The organism is Betaproteobacteria bacterium, from assembly GCA_016194905.1.
Lineage (GTDB): Bacteria > Pseudomonadota > Gammaproteobacteria > Burkholderiales > JACQAP01 > JACQAP01.
Window position 1 is genome coordinate 141,045 of record JACQAP010000034.1, and the last position, 12,925, is coordinate 153,969.

Consider the following 12,925-nt stretch of genomic DNA (forward strand, 5'->3'; position numbering starts at 1 on the left):
AAAGTTATTGGGCTAGCATGTCGCCATGAAACACAAGAGCTTCGGCAAGATGCAATGCCCCGTAGCGCGCGGCCTGGAGCGGGTCGGAGAATGGTGGAGCATGCTGATCATTCGCGACGCCCTGCACGGGCTGACGCACTTCGACCAGTTCGAGGAAAGTCTGGGCATCGCCCCCAACATGCTGACCCGGCGCCTGAGCGCGCTCGTCAAGGCGGGCGTCCTGGAAAAGCGCCGCTACAGCGAACGCCCACCCCGCTATGAATATGTGCTGACCGAGCGTGGCCGTGATTTCCAGCCGGTCATCGTGGCCATACAGACGTGGGGCAACAAGCATTTCGCGCCCGAGGGGGCGAGCGTGTTGCTCGTGCATGCAAAGACAGGCGCCACAGCGGATCCCGTGATGGTCGATCGCAAGACCGGACGCCCGCTGACCGGACCCGAGTATGTCGTTGCGCCCGGACCCGCTGCCGGCGAAAGCACCCGGCGCAAACTCGCAGCGAGCACATGGGGCCGCGCCCACGCCGCAGATCCTCCCCTCCCGCCCTTCGAACGTCACGCCATCCGCAAACCCAGAACCCGTCCGTGAACGCCCCCGTTCCGTTGGCGGCGGCCCTTGCTGCCCAGCGCGCCGCACTCAGCCCGCGCACCCGCCTTCTGCTGGAAGGACGCATCGTGCCGACGTTGCTGCGCATGGCCTGGCCGAACATCCTCGTGATGGTGGCGCAAGCAGCGACCGGCTTGATCGAAACCTGGTTCGTATCGCGGCTGGGCATCGATGCGCTGGCAGGCATGGCGCTGGTTTTTCCCGGCTTCATGATGATGCAGATGCTTTCGGCGGGCGCGGTCGGCGGCGGCATCTCGTCGGCCATCGCGCGTGCGCTCGGTTCCGGGCGAAGCGACGATGCCGATGCACTCGTGATACACGCCATCCTCATCAACGTCGCGCTCGGATTCCTCTTCAGCGCTCTGTTTATCGTCTTCGGCCCACAACTCTATCGTGCGATGGGCGGCGAGGGTGGATCGCTGGAAGCGGCACTCAACTATTCGAACGTGGTATTCGCCGGTGCCGTGCTGGTGTGGCTGTTGAATGCGCTGGCGAGCGTGCTGCGCGGAACGGGCAACATGCTGGTGCCGTCCGTCGCGATCTGCGTCGGCGTGGTGTTGCTGATCCCCCTGTCGCCTTTGCTGATCTTCGGCCTGGGCCCGGTTCCCGCACTGGGCATCGCCGGCGGCGGCATCGCGGTCGTGCTCACCACCGCACTCACCGCAGCGGGCATGGCCTGGTACATCTGGGCCGGCCGCTCCGTGGTACGGCCGATCCTGGCGCGCCTGCGCAAAGTATTTTTCATGGACATCCTGCACGTGGGCGCGGTCGGTTCCGTCAACACTTTGCAGACCACGCTCATCTTTGCGCTGGCGACTGCGCTGGTTGGTGCAGCCAGCGGACCGGACGCAGTCGCGGGATACGGAACGGCGGCGCGCCTGGAGTATCTGCTCATCCCCCTCGTGTTCGGTCTGGGCGCGCCGCTCGTCGCGCTGGTCGGCACGAATATCGGCGCGGGCCAGCAGGCGCGGGCGCTGCGCATTGCCCTGACCGGCGGCGCGATCGCTTTTGCGCTGACCGAGGCGATCGGCCTGGCTGCCGCGATGTGGCCACACGCCTGGCTGGGTCTGTTCGGCCACGATCCGCGCATGCTGGAGACCGGAGAAGCCTATCTGCGCATCGTCGGTCCGACTTTCGGTTTCTTCGGACTCGGCCTGTCGCTTTATTTCGCCTCGCAGGGTGCGGGCCGTTTGCTCTGGCCGTTGATCGGCAGCTTTGTCCGGCTGATCATTGCGATCGGCGGCGGATGGCTCGTGCTGCGTTTCACGGGTTCCCTGAACTGGCTCTTCGCCGCGCTGACATTGGCCCTTGTCATCTACGGCATCGTTATCACGGCGGCCATCGCGTCCGGCGCATGGTTCGGCGGGGACAAGGTTGCGGGCTTGCCTGGCGTCTTGCGTTCGCCACGGTAAACAGAGTCGATCGCAACAACGCCGCTTTCGGATACAGGGAGGCGCAATGGGTAAACCAGTCGCAATCGTAGTCGGCGTCGGCGCCGAGTTGGGTCTTGGTGCCGCGCTGTGCCGCCGTTTTGCCGAGGGAGGCCATCACGTGTTCGTCGTGGGACGAAGCGCCGACAAGATCGAACAGGTCGTGCAAACCATCGAGTCGAAAGGCGGTAGCGCGGAACCGGTGTTGACGGACACGACGCGCGAAGAGGACGTCATTCGCATGTTCGATCGCGCGATGTCCCCCGGCCCCGGGCGGGACCCGCTCGACCTCGTGGCCTACAACGCGGGCAACAACCGCAAGCTGGATTTTCGGGAACTCTCGGCGCAGATGTTCGAGGACTTCTGGCGGATCGGCTGCTTCGGCGGCTTCCTGGTGGGACGCGAAGCGGCGCGCCGGCTCGTTCCGTTGGGGCGCGGCACGGTATTGTTCACCGGCGCATCAGGCAGCTTGCGCGGCAAACCCGGATTCGCTCATTTCGCGGCGGCCAAAGCGGGTCTGCGCATGCTGGCGCAGAGCATGGCGCGCGAATTCGGTCCCCAGGGAATCCACGTCGCCCACGTCGTGATCGACGGCGGGATCAACGGCGATCGGCTGCGTCGCAATCGTCCGGAAGTGATCAAGGAGCGCGGCGAGGATGGCCTGCTCGGCGTCGACGCCATCGCCGAGACCTACTGGCAGATCCATCTACAGGCCCGGTCGGCGTGGGCACAGGAAATAGACCTGCGGCCCTTCAAGGAGAGCTTCTAAGGGATCGACACTCGCGCGCCGCGGACTATCCTGCCTTCACAACAACCCCGACAGATGCCTTGCCTGCCGACCCCAGCCTGTCGCGCACTTGGGCGATGAGTTCGATCGAGCGCAGCCGCGCGGCCTGATCGTAGATGTGTGCCGTGATCATCAGTTCATCCGGCCGCAGGGAATCGATGAAAGCCGCGAGCCCGCTTTTAATCGTATCCACAGAGCCCACGAATGAAACGGCGAGAGAGCGTTCCACCATCGCCTTCTCGGCGGGAGACCAGAACGCATCGATGTCGTCGATCGGCGGCGGCACCTGGCCCGGCGTTCCGCGTCTGAGATTGATGAAGGATTGTTGTTGCGAGGTGAACTGGCGACGCGCTTGCGCATCCGTATCGGCGGCCAGCACATTCGCGCCGAGCATGGCGTAAGGCCGATCCAGTTGTTTGGAAGGCTCGAACCGGCTGCGGTAGATGTCGAGTGCCTGCTTCATCAGATCGGGCGCGAAATGCGAGGCGAATGCGAACGGCAACCCGAGCATGGCCGCGAGCTGGGCGCTGAAGAGGCTCGAACCCAGCAACCAGATCGGAACATCGAGTCCCGAACCAGGCACCGCACGAATGCGCTGTCCCGGTTCCGCATCCGCAAAATAATTCTGCAGTTCCTGCACATCCTGCGGAAACTGCTCGGCACTGTCTTCCATGTCGCGCCGCAGGGCGCGCGCCGTCATCATGTCGGTACCGGGCGCCCGGCCCAGGCCGAGATCGATGCGGCCCGGATACAACGAGGCCAGCGTCCCGAACTGTTCGGCGATGACCAGCGGTGAATGATTCGGCAGCATGATGCCGCCGGAGCCCACGCGGATGGTTTTGGTGCCGCCGGCGACGTGGCCGATGACGATCGCGGTGGCGGCGCTGGCGATGCCCGGCATGTTGTGATGCTCGGCAATCCAGTAGCGCTTGTAGTCCAGGCCTTCCGCGTGCTGCGCGAGTTCGAGCGTGTTGCGCAATGCCACGGCCGCGCTGGCGCCTTTGGGAATCGGGGAAAGGTCGAGAATGGAGAATGGGATCATGGAAAATTGCTCTGTAAACTAGAATGGCAAAGGCGGTATTGTGCGCGACATCGAACAACTATAGATCAAAAGCGTTGACACAGAGGTCACAGAGAGAAAAAAGAGAACACAGAGGAAGAGAAAAATAGACGCGAACTGCATAATCTTGGGTCTTCTGCCAAGATCACGATCGCAAGATTTGCTGCACGCATCCGTGGAACACCGATATAACAATGGCAATTCTCGTTTTCCTCTGTGTCCTCTCTTGCTTTCCTCTGTGACCTCCGTGTCAACGCCCTTGATCTAGAATCGGGTGGGAGGAAAAATGAAAGTCAAAAACATCGAGACGCTGTCCTGCGACGCAGGCTGGCGCAATTATCACTTCGTCAAGCTCACCACCGATGCCGGCATCGTCGGCTGGAGCGAGTTCGACGAGGGGTTCGGCGCGCCCGGCGTGGGCACCGTCATCGAACGGCTTTCCGCCCGCGTCGTCGGTCAGGAAGTCGGCGCGCATGAGCGCATCTACGCTGATCTCTACAGCATCACCCGCCCGGCTTCCGGCGGCATCGTCGCGCTCGCCATGGGCGCGATCGAGAACGCACTGCTCGATGCCAAGGCCAGGGGGCTCGGCGTGCCGGTCTACGAACTCCTCGGCGGAAAGATCCGCGACCGCATCCGCGTGTACTGGTCGCATTGCGCCACCTGGCGGATCAATCACCCGACCCACTACAAGCCGGCGATCACCGATCTCGATGGCGTCAAGGCGCTAGGCCGCGAAGTGCGCGAGAAAGGATTTACCGCGCTGAAGACCAACATCTTCACCTACGACGCGGACAAAAAGAACGCACGCGGCTGGCGACCCGGCTTCGGCGTGCCGTTCGCACCCGAACTCAATGTCGAACGCGACGTGCTGCGCAACCTGGTCATGCACCTCGAAACGCTGCGCGACGGCGCCGGCCCGGATGTCGATATCCTGCTCGATCTGAATTTCAACGCCAAGACCGAAGGCTATCTGAAGATCCTGCGCGCCATCGCGGACCTCGACATCTTCTGGGTCGAGATCGACTCCTTTGTTCCCGAGGCGCTGGGCACCATCCGCCGCTAGAGCCCGCATCCGATCAGCTCGTGCGAGACGCTGCTCGGCCTGCGCGAGTTCATGCCCTACTTCCGCGAACAGGCGATGGACGTCGCCATCGTCGACACGCCCTGGAACGGCGTGTGGCAGTCGATGAAAATCGCCGCGGCCGCCGAGGCGCACGAAGTCAACGTCGCCCCGCACAATTTCTACGGCCACCTGTGCACGATGATGAACGCGCACTTCTCGGCGGCGGTGCCGAATCTGCGCATCATGGAGACCGACATCGACCGCATCGCCTGGGATCATGAACTGTTCGATCACGTTCCGGAATTCGTCGACGGTCATCTGGTCATGCCGGATCGGCCAGGCTGGGGCATCGTGCCGAACGAAGAAGCGATCCGGTCGCACCCGCCCAAAGGTCCGCAAGGATTGTTGAACTACGGTCGTAAGGTCTGACCTGCGGGAAAACAGCTAACCGCAAAGGCGCGAAGGCGCAAAGAGAACCACGCAAAGGAAATCGAAAGAATATTCTTGTGGAAAATTCCGGCGCCGCGCTCTGATAAATCACATCGAAGCAAAATTTGATCGGAATGTTGTTGCTTTTCTTGGCGTTCCCTTTGCGCCTTCGCGCCTTTGCGGTTCAGGGGTCAATGAACTGGCAGGAGCGGCCTGACGCCGCTCCCGGATGGCGGCCAACCGGGTTTCGATTCCGTGCCCGATGACCCGGCGGTTCACATCATCATCAGTACTTTCTTTCGGCCTTCTTGAGTCGCTTGGCTTCTTTCTTTTCCTTCGGTGTCTTGGTCGGCGCCTTCTTGGTGTTTTTCTTTGCGTCCTGGCTCTTGCTCATGACATGTTCTCCTTCGTTGATAGTGATCGTTCCGCATCGTCGATCCGACGCCCGGGCGGCGCTTGACGCCGCCGGAGCCCACCGCAGGGTTAAGGGGGGGTAATCGCCTTGATCTGCCTCCTGCAATCCCCATAAAAAGGGTCGACCAGCGCATGGTAATCCAAGCCGCTGTTCGATGTGAAGTCCGCCGTTGCCCCCGGAAAGCATGCGTATTCGCTCGAGATGTGGTGCCTCAATCCTGGACTAACCACTGGGGATTCCAGGCGACCTCCCACAGGTGCCGATCAGGATCTTGAAAGTAGCCTGCGTATCCGCCCCAGAAAGTGTCGTGGGCAGGCTTCACGACAACGGCGCCGGCATTCTGCGCTTGCACCATGACCGCATCGACTTCCGCTTTTGACGAGACGTTATGCCCAAGGGTGAATTCGGTAGGATTCGGGCTGCCGAGAGGAAGGCCTGAATCATGGGCAATGCTCTTGCGTGGCTAGATCGCGAGCTTCAGTCCGGCCTGCAAGTCAAAGAAGGCCACCGCTCCGTGTTCGAATTCCTTGCCGAAAATGCCTTCGGTCTTCATGCCGAGGCCATCGCGATAGAACCGAAGTGCTCGCTCCAAGTCGTCAACGCCGACGGTAATGACCGTAATTCGAGGCTTCATACGTGATCCCTGAATGAGGCATGCCGCGTTCGACCCTTGCTGCAAACACCGGATTGCCGGTGGCCCTCCGCTCGATGGAACGGTTGGGTCCCGTGCTGATTCCCGCTGCTACGTCTGCAGCTTCCTGGGTACGCGCTGCGCCGGGTCATAGAAGAACGTTTCCTCCGCGATGCGTTCGCCCTCCCAGTATTGGTAGGCGAGTTCCTCCATGTGGGTTACCGTTCCATCCAGCCATTCAAACCGGAAGATCCAGCGCAGTACCACTCTGTCGCCGCTCACGAATACCGGCCGGACGCATGTCGACGTCAGTGTCTTCGCTTTTGATAAAACGCGGCGTTCGTTCGCTACGTGAGCGGCGCGCCCAACGCGTGGCGCGGACTGATTCTCCTGCATTGAAGCATCCGCGGTGTAGAACTCTTCGACGGCCTCGGCATGCGCGTTCTGTTCGACGCGCGCTATGAATCTTTCGAGCGTTTCGGTTGTGGGCATGGTTTTCTCCGGTCGAGGACGACTTGTTTTTGGGGCCCAATTGTCGATTTCAGCAGCGCCCATGATGTTCATCGAGTGCGGTGGTTCGAGCGAGGCTCGCTCCCGGGCGACGGGCGCGCACAGAACCGATATGGGAGAGCAGTTCCTCCGCTCCGTTGGCGACGACCGTTGGGTCCGTGTACGTTGCGCTCGCAGACCACACGGAGTTGAGTAACTCTCGCCTGCGTGATTCTTCGGGTTCGTTCCACACTGCGCAGTAAGTGTCAATCAACCGAAGGAGCGCGTGGTTTTCGGTCGTCGTTGTCATGAGCGAAACTCCTTGCGAACGACGAGCTTGAGGCCGGACCATACTTCACTGACCGCGCAAACCTTGACGTCGACGAAGCCAAGCGGAAGCGCGAGTTCGCGATGTGCATAACCTTCGGGCGCGCCCAGCAGAAGCATGCGGCTGGCTTCCTTGATGCCGAGCTTCTTCGCCAATGGCATGCCCGAGTAACCTGCGGCATTCCGAGCTTCCATGCAGCTCTTAACGCTTGAGCAAACCCAGACTGCCTACGGTAGCCGGGCTAAGCGAAGGGGTAGGCGTCATGCGGAAACGCCGGGCGGCCCGAGCGATGGAAGAGTTCACCCTCGCACTCCAAATCGGGCCGAAGACCTTGCGCGAGCTCGGGCAGCCTCGATTTCGCGGTCGCGCGGTTCGGCAGTCGTCACCAACGACTTGATCAATGCGCGCGCCGCGGACGCAACGTCTTCGACTGCACGATCGAACGCTATCTGGTTGGCCTTGGAGGGCGCGTTGAAACCACTCAGCTTTCTGACGAATTGCAACGACGCATCGCGAATCTCAACCTCCGTAGCGGGTGGCTCGAAGTTGAACAGCGTTTTGATGTTCCTGCACATGATGCCCCCTTCGGACGCCTGTCTGGTTTAACGTGGCCCCCAGCCGACGCAGTGCCCGTCCCGGCGGAAGGCGCAAGCAGGTGTGTTCATTCTGGCACTTAACACTCTGGTTCAGCGGCGGCGCGTAGAGCCATCCGCTGCAACCGGTTGTCGGGCGGCGTACTCCGCGATCCGAGTCTTTACCAGCTTCCGCACCAGTGTGACGGGTAAGGGACTGTTCGCCTGAAAACGGATGGTGCCCTTGCTGGTGTCGTAGGCCTTCAGTTCCTCCTTGTGGGCTTTCACGGGGAAAGCACCGGGGTAGAAGGCGCAGTGGTTCGCGGCCGCGCCAAAGGCCACAAGCATCCTGCCGCCAAGGCGAAAGGCTGGGACCTGGTAGCTGATGCACTCTTCAGCCTTCGGCGCCGCGGACTTGATGGCCCTTCGAAGCTTCTCAAGCGCAACCCGTTTCTCGTCACTCAAGGGTGCGAGGTACTCGTCGATGGTCTGAGGTTTAGCTGACATGGCTGATGCTTCTTAAGAGATAAACGACTGGTTCTCGGTCGAAGTGTCCGCCCATCGCCGCGCTTCAGGCGCGCACGAGCGCGCAGCGCGAGTGCGTCGCTAGGAAGCGCTGGTTAGGCCTGCGCTTCATAGTTCTCTCGCGGATTTCCAATCATCCATAACAGCTTGTCGATGATGCGAACGTCGTAAGGATAAGACTCGTTATAGCGCTTGCGAAGATCGCGCAACAGTTGCCAATGTCGTGTCTGCAGTCGCCGAACCATGGCTTGGTAGTTCATGTAGTGCGTCGTCGCCGCGACGATATCAGCTTCGCCATCGATGCTTCGGGGTGCACCAACCCTGGGGAAAGCGGATAGATCGTCATCGATGGATTGCATTACGATGAGTGTTCGATGAACAAAGGTGTCATAGATCACGATGGTATCGGGGTAGAGACACCAAAGGAGTTTCGATGTGGCGGACATCCAGCTTCGCGGGACCTCCCTGTGCAGCGCTGTGAACAAAGCAGCGTAGAGGGTTGCTATTTCTTCTTCGTTGGGGTTGTGTGCAGTAGCCTTGTGCGCGTGAGCAAACCTCAAAAACCGAGCGACTATTGCCGCTCTGTTGCGCGCTGTGATTCCTTGAAAAAGGCCGTAGTCCCTCATCCAGGACGTTACTAAGGCAGCATCATGGGGGCCGTCTCGGAGCATGGTGACCATCTGAGGATCAAGTTCAATCCCGCGCTGTAGATTGCAGGCGACAACGTAGCGGCTCTCAAGGTACGCCCGAAAACTCATGATCGCAGGCCCAACTTCCAATTAATCGACATGCATGTCGTATAGCGCAGGCATCGTAACCATCCCGTGGTCATCTCATTGTAAATTCTTGCCCGTCTTTCGCAAGCTTATGGGTGCCGCGAATCGTCGAGACGCCCTGCCCTCGGCAGCAGCCCAAGTCTAATTCGCCCTGGTCCCGAATACAGCGCCGCTTTGCCGGACCCTTCGCTCTCTCTCCGGCACCTCCTCGAAGCGGCCTGGATCAAGAAGTACGTCCGGAATGGAGACTGGCATTGGAAGTGGCGAGAAGCGGAACTTCGTACGACAGACGCTGGACCAATATTTTGCCAGAGCGTATGTTTACTGACGATCACCCACCCCGACTGCCATTTCTTCTTTGACTCCTGAGGACGCATGAACCGAAACAGTGAAGCCCTGAAGCTCGCCGTACCCGTCAACAAGACCGACCACATCGTGGGTCCCGAGACGGCGAAAGTCGTCCTCGTGCAATACGGCGACTTCGAATGTCCGACCTGCGGCCAGGCCTACCCGGCGGTAAAGATGCTGCTGAAGAAGTTCGAGCACCGCTTGCGCTTCGTCTTCCGTCATTTCCCCCTGACCGCGGCGCATCCCAACGCCGAACTGGCGGCCGAGGCCGCCGAGGCGGCCGGCGTCCAGCACAAGTTCTGGCCGATGCACGACTTGCTGTTCCAGAACCAGTCCCATCTGAAGCCCAAGGACTTACACCATTACGCCGAGCAGCTCGAGCTGGACCTCGTGCGCTTCGACTTCGAACTGTCAGACCAGGTTTACCGGCAGCGGGTGAACGAACACGTGGAGTCCGGCAAACACAGCGGCGTGCGCAGCATGCCGGCCTTCTTCGTCAATGGCTCGCTCGTGGATGTCTCGTTCGGACTCGATCGCTTGCACGATGCGGTCCATGCGAAGCTGAAGGCATAGTCCGTACTGCGATCATCCGCCGGCCTTTAGCGCAACGTCGGGCTCGCCGCTGTCCGGTTTGTTTCTTCTCAGCCTGCCAGCTTCCGCTGCAGCATTTTCCGGTCCACATAATTGATCTCGAACGGCTTGTTCGTGATGAACACCGCCGTTACGTCGCCGTCCGCCCTCGCGCCATGTTCCATGACTTCACCTTCCGGGAACCAGACGAAGCTGCCGGGTCCGAACGTCCCCTTGTGGGTCACGAGCGTTCCTTCAAGCACGTACATGCCGTGGCCACAAGGATGGGTGTGCGCCGGATTGATGACGCCCGCCGGATACCGAACCAGGCGCACCATCATTCCGGTATCAGGGTCGGAGAAGAAATCCTTCCTGTAGATGGCATGGCCGATCGCTTCGCTGTAACGCTCCTCCCATGGGAGCTTCGTGGTATCGACGGCGAGAAACTGGCTGTTCATTGCATCCTCCGCATAATTTTTCATGATGGTGGCGACCGAAACAGAAGATACCTCAACGGCAACGTGCTGACTGGAGATACTAACCTCAACGGTTAGCCGAAAAAGCGTTCGTGTCAGCGCGGAACATCGCTCGCCAGGGTTTTATTCATAAAGACCCGATTTGCTCTCTTGCCCGCACCTTGAGTCCTGCGGGGGGTGCGTGGTACGTTGCAGTCCCACAATTGAGGAAGAACATGGCGGACGCTGCTCTTGCATTCGAATCAATCACCAGCTTGTCCGATCGCATCGGCAGCGGCCGCCTCAACCCCGTGACGGTTGCCGAGGATCTCCTCGGCCGGATCGATGCGCTCGACGAACGGCTGCACGCGTTTATCAGGGTCATGCCGGAGCAGGCCCTGGCGCAAGCACAGGCCGCCGAGATCGCATTGAAGAATGGCGCGGATGTGGGAATCCTGTGCGGCATCCCCTACGCTGCGAAGGACCTCTTCGACGTGAAGGGCGTGCCCACGACCGCCGGTACGCACCTCCTGGCGAACAACGTCGCCGAACGGGACGCCACGGTGATCCGCAAACTCGCCGCCGCCGGGATGGTTCTGCTCGGCAAGACGCACACCGTGCAGTTCGCCTATGGCGCCGGAGGGATCAATCACGATCACGGCACGCCGCATAACCCCTGGCATCCGGTGCCGCACGCACCCGGCGGTTCGTCGAGCGGCAGCGCCGTGGCGGTGGCAGCCGGCCTGGTGCCGATGGCACTGGGCACCGACACGGGTGGATCGGTGCGCGTGCCCGCGGCGCTGTGCGGAATCGTGGGGTTGAAGACAACGATCGGACGTGTGAGCCGCGCCGGAGTCTACCCGCTGTGCTGGACGCTCGACAGCGTCGGACCCATCACCCGGTCCGTCGAGGACGCGGCGTTCGTCTATCAGGCGATGCAAGGGACAGACACGCGAGACGAGTCCACCGCGGGAGCGGCCTCGCACGATACGTTGCGGGGCCTGAAGGATGGCGTGAAGGGCTTGCGGATCGCGTTCGGCGAGACAACCTTCTTCGACGACGTGGATCGCGAGGTGGAGAAAGCCGTCCGCGAAACCGGTCAGGTCTTCCGGTCGCTGGGCGCGCAGCTCGCGAGCGTCGCCGTGCCCGAGGCAGCGGCGGCGTGGGCGGAGAAGAAACGGCCCCTCCTGATACCCGCCGAGGCGTGTGCGGTGAACCGCGAGTTGCTCGACAAGCACCTCGAAGAGCTCGATCCCGTGATCGGGCCACGCATGCTCACCGGACGGACGCTTTCCGCCCCCGACTACTTTGCCCTGCTACGCCGATACGCGGAACTGCGGGAACAGCTCCAGTGGACTCTGCGCGACGTGGACGCCTTGATCGTCCCGACCACGATGGCGCCCGCCCGGCCGCTGGCGGCGATCGACGCCAGCTCCGAAACCTATCTCGACTACAACATGAGGGTCCACCGCAACACCGGGATCGGAAACATACTCAACCTCTGCGCCGTCTCTGTGCCTTGCGGGTTCACGTCCAATGGCTTGCCGATCGGCCTCATGATTTATGCAAAGCCCTTCCAGGAGGACATGGCGCTGCGGGTCGCCTATGCCTACGAGCAGGCGACGGAATGGCACACACGCCATCCCGACCTCGCGTGGATCGGATTGGAAGCTGCCCCCTCTTCCTGACCCTTTGCCCGTCAAGATGGTAGACGGGGGGAGAGGGGTTTAGTTATGTCGGCTCTTGCTTTCTTCTCCCCGCTCCAGCCGGTCTTCGAGTTCTCCGATATGGGCAGCGAGAGAATTTCCTGACTCTTCGATCGTGGTACGCAGGTCCTGTTGTGCCAGATCGATTCGCGCGGTCACGCCCACCCGCGATTCAGCCATCTGCTCTCCCAGTTTGCGTAACTCCGTATCGAGATAAATACGGAGGTCAGTAAAACGTGAAGCTTCTGCCTTGTCGGCAAGCTCCCGCTGCGCCTGCAGCTCGCGGGAATGGCGCCTTGCATCGAGCAGAACGGTGGTTTGCAAATACGCCGCGAAAATGAGGAACAGGACGGTGACCAGTACTGTAAGCCCGAACATGATCAATCCAAGTGGCGCCTGGATATCGGTGACCAGCAATGAGACGGTTGTCGGTGCCGTGATGACGCCCCAGTTGACTCCCGCGAATACCACGATGCCTGTCAGAACAACCAGCAACAGCAGTGTGGGCGCCTTCATGTGAACCTCCTTCTAAAGGAAATTGGATGGAGGAACAGAAGATAGGTTCGCCCCCCTCTCCCCACCCTCTCCCGCTAGGGGAGAGGGAGTCCTAAAGCAAAAGAATTTGAAGTATGGCTTTGTCGAAGGCATGCGCTAATGCCTTTGACTCTATTCCCTCTCCCCCGCGGGACAAGGGAACACTTGAAGCAGAGCAGAGGGTTAGGGAGAGGGGGGGG

Annotated in this window: 13 protein-coding genes and 2 pseudogenes; 6 read left to right on the top strand and 9 right to left on the bottom strand. The window is 61.0% G+C overall.

Going from position 1 to position 12,925, the window contains the following annotated elements:
- Positions 1-25 precede the first annotated feature (25 nt).
- From HY067_22355 to HY067_22365, 3 genes are read left to right on the top strand one after another with little or no spacing between them, the layout of a single operon-like run.
- The gene (locus HY067_22355; GenBank protein ID MBI3530699.1) at positions 26-586 is read left to right on the top strand and encodes a helix-turn-helix transcriptional regulator; all 561 of its coding nucleotides are present in this window, start codon (positions 26-28) and stop codon (positions 584-586) included.
- A complete protein-coding gene (locus HY067_22360; protein ID MBI3530700.1) occupies positions 505-2,016 on the top strand; it encodes an MATE family efflux transporter in 1,512 nt (503 codons plus the stop codon). The genes HY067_22355 and HY067_22360 overlap by 82 nt, the downstream gene beginning before the upstream one ends.
- A 46-nt stretch (positions 2,017-2,062) precedes the next feature.
- Positions 2,063-2,803 carry an SDR family NAD(P)-dependent oxidoreductase gene (locus HY067_22365; GenBank protein ID MBI3530701.1) on the top strand — a complete coding sequence of 247 codons (741 nt, stop codon included), beginning with the start codon at positions 2,063-2,065 and terminating at the stop codon, positions 2,801-2,803.
- Between the two features lie 25 nt (positions 2,804-2,828).
- Here the strand turns inward: HY067_22365 and HY067_22370 are convergent, their stop codons facing one another.
- Positions 2,829-3,863 (bottom strand): LLM class flavin-dependent oxidoreductase, encoded by a 1,035-nt coding sequence (locus HY067_22370; GenBank protein ID MBI3530702.1) that lies wholly within the window; start codon positions 3,861-3,863, stop codon positions 2,829-2,831.
- A 304-nt stretch (positions 3,864-4,167) separates the two neighbouring features.
- Here HY067_22370 and HY067_22375 point away from each other — a divergent pair.
- Positions 4,168-5,376, top strand: a pseudogene (locus HY067_22375) (mandelate racemase/muconate lactonizing enzyme family protein).
- A 626-nt stretch (positions 5,377-6,002) separates the two neighbouring features.
- Here the strand turns inward: HY067_22375 and HY067_22380 are convergent.
- From HY067_22380 to HY067_22405, 6 genes and pseudogenes are all read right to left on the bottom strand, one after another.
- Positions 6,003-6,425, bottom strand: a pseudogene (locus tag HY067_22380) (VOC family protein).
- 108 nt (positions 6,426-6,533) lie between these two features.
- Positions 6,534-6,914: a nuclear transport factor 2 family protein gene (locus tag HY067_22385; protein MBI3530703.1), complete on the bottom strand. Its 381-nt coding sequence runs from the start codon at positions 6,912-6,914 to the stop codon at positions 6,534-6,536.
- A gap of 303 nt (positions 6,915-7,217) precedes the next feature.
- Complete coding sequence (locus tag HY067_22390) at positions 7,218-7,433, bottom strand: hypothetical protein (protein MBI3530704.1); 216 nt, start codon at positions 7,431-7,433, stop codon at positions 7,218-7,220.
- Positions 7,434-7,538: 105 nt separating this feature from the next.
- Positions 7,539-7,814 (bottom strand): DUF2277 domain-containing protein, encoded by a 276-nt coding sequence (locus tag HY067_22395; protein ID MBI3530705.1) that lies wholly within the window; start codon positions 7,812-7,814, stop codon positions 7,539-7,541.
- Positions 7,815-7,925: 111 nt separating this feature from the next.
- Positions 7,926-8,318, bottom strand: coding sequence for a DUF1801 domain-containing protein (locus HY067_22400; GenBank protein ID MBI3530706.1), 393 nt, complete (start codon positions 8,316-8,318; stop codon positions 7,926-7,928).
- Positions 8,319-8,431: 113 nt separating this feature from the next.
- Positions 8,432-9,016: a hypothetical protein gene (locus HY067_22405; GenBank protein MBI3530707.1), complete on the bottom strand. Its 585-nt coding sequence runs from the start codon at positions 9,014-9,016 to the stop codon at positions 8,432-8,434.
- A gap of 471 nt (positions 9,017-9,487) precedes the next feature.
- Here HY067_22405 and HY067_22410 point away from each other — a divergent pair, with 471 nt between their 5' ends.
- Entirely contained in the window at positions 9,488-10,033 is a 546-nt protein-coding gene (locus HY067_22410) for a thioredoxin domain-containing protein (protein ID MBI3530708.1), read from the top strand.
- A gap of 68 nt (positions 10,034-10,101) precedes the next feature.
- Here the strand turns inward: HY067_22410 and HY067_22415 are convergent, their stop codons facing one another.
- Positions 10,102-10,488, bottom strand: a complete 387-nt coding sequence (locus tag HY067_22415) for a cupin domain-containing protein (GenBank protein ID MBI3530709.1) — start codon at positions 10,486-10,488, stop codon at positions 10,102-10,104.
- A 233-nt stretch (positions 10,489-10,721) separates the two neighbouring features.
- Between HY067_22415 and HY067_22420 the strand changes: the two genes are divergently transcribed.
- Positions 10,722-12,173 carry an amidase gene (locus HY067_22420; GenBank protein ID MBI3530710.1) on the top strand — a complete coding sequence of 484 codons (1,452 nt, stop codon included), beginning with the start codon at positions 10,722-10,724 and terminating at the stop codon, positions 12,171-12,173.
- Positions 12,174-12,212: 39 nt separating this feature from the next.
- Here HY067_22420 and HY067_22425 read toward each other — a convergent pair whose 3' ends face one another.
- Positions 12,213-12,707, bottom strand: a complete 495-nt coding sequence (locus HY067_22425) for a LapA family protein (GenBank protein ID MBI3530711.1) — start codon at positions 12,705-12,707, stop codon at positions 12,213-12,215.
- Positions 12,708-12,925: the final 218 nt, after the last annotated feature.

Bases quoted from the DNA above. Each gene is read 5' to 3' on its own strand.
- HY067_22355 (MBI3530699.1), top strand. From the start codon at position 26: ATGAAACACAAGAGCTTCGGCAAGATGCAATGCCCCGTAGCGCGCGGC.
- HY067_22420 (MBI3530710.1), top strand. From the start codon at position 10,722: ATGGCGGACGCTGCTCTTGCATTCGAATCAATCACCAGCTTGTCCGAT.
- HY067_22385 (MBI3530703.1), bottom strand. From the start codon at position 6,914: ATGCCCACAACCGAAACGCTCGAAAGATTCATAGCGCGCGTCGAACAG.
- HY067_22400 (MBI3530706.1), bottom strand. From the start codon at position 8,318: ATGTCAGCTAAACCTCAGACCATCGACGAGTACCTCGCACCCTTGAGT.
- HY067_22360 (MBI3530700.1), top strand. From the start codon at position 505: ATGGGGCCGCGCCCACGCCGCAGATCCTCCCCTCCCGCCCTTCGAACG.
- HY067_22405 (MBI3530707.1), bottom strand. From the start codon at position 9,016: ATGGTCACCATGCTCCGAGACGGCCCCCATGATGCTGCCTTAGTAACG.
- HY067_22395 (MBI3530705.1), bottom strand. From the start codon at position 7,814: ATGTGCAGGAACATCAAAACGCTGTTCAACTTCGAGCCACCCGCTACG.
- HY067_22425 (MBI3530711.1), bottom strand. From the start codon at position 12,707: ATGAAGGCGCCCACACTGCTGTTGCTGGTTGTTCTGACAGGCATCGTG.
- HY067_22370 (MBI3530702.1), bottom strand. From the start codon at position 3,863: ATGATCCCATTCTCCATTCTCGACCTTTCCCCGATTCCCAAAGGCGCC.
- HY067_22390 (MBI3530704.1), bottom strand. From the start codon at position 7,433: ATGGAAGCTCGGAATGCCGCAGGTTACTCGGGCATGCCATTGGCGAAG.
- HY067_22415 (MBI3530709.1), bottom strand. From the start codon at position 10,488: ATGAACAGCCAGTTTCTCGCCGTCGATACCACGAAGCTCCCATGGGAG.
- HY067_22365 (MBI3530701.1), top strand. From the start codon at position 2,063: ATGGGTAAACCAGTCGCAATCGTAGTCGGCGTCGGCGCCGAGTTGGGT.
- HY067_22410 (MBI3530708.1), top strand. From the start codon at position 9,488: ATGAACCGAAACAGTGAAGCCCTGAAGCTCGCCGTACCCGTCAACAAG.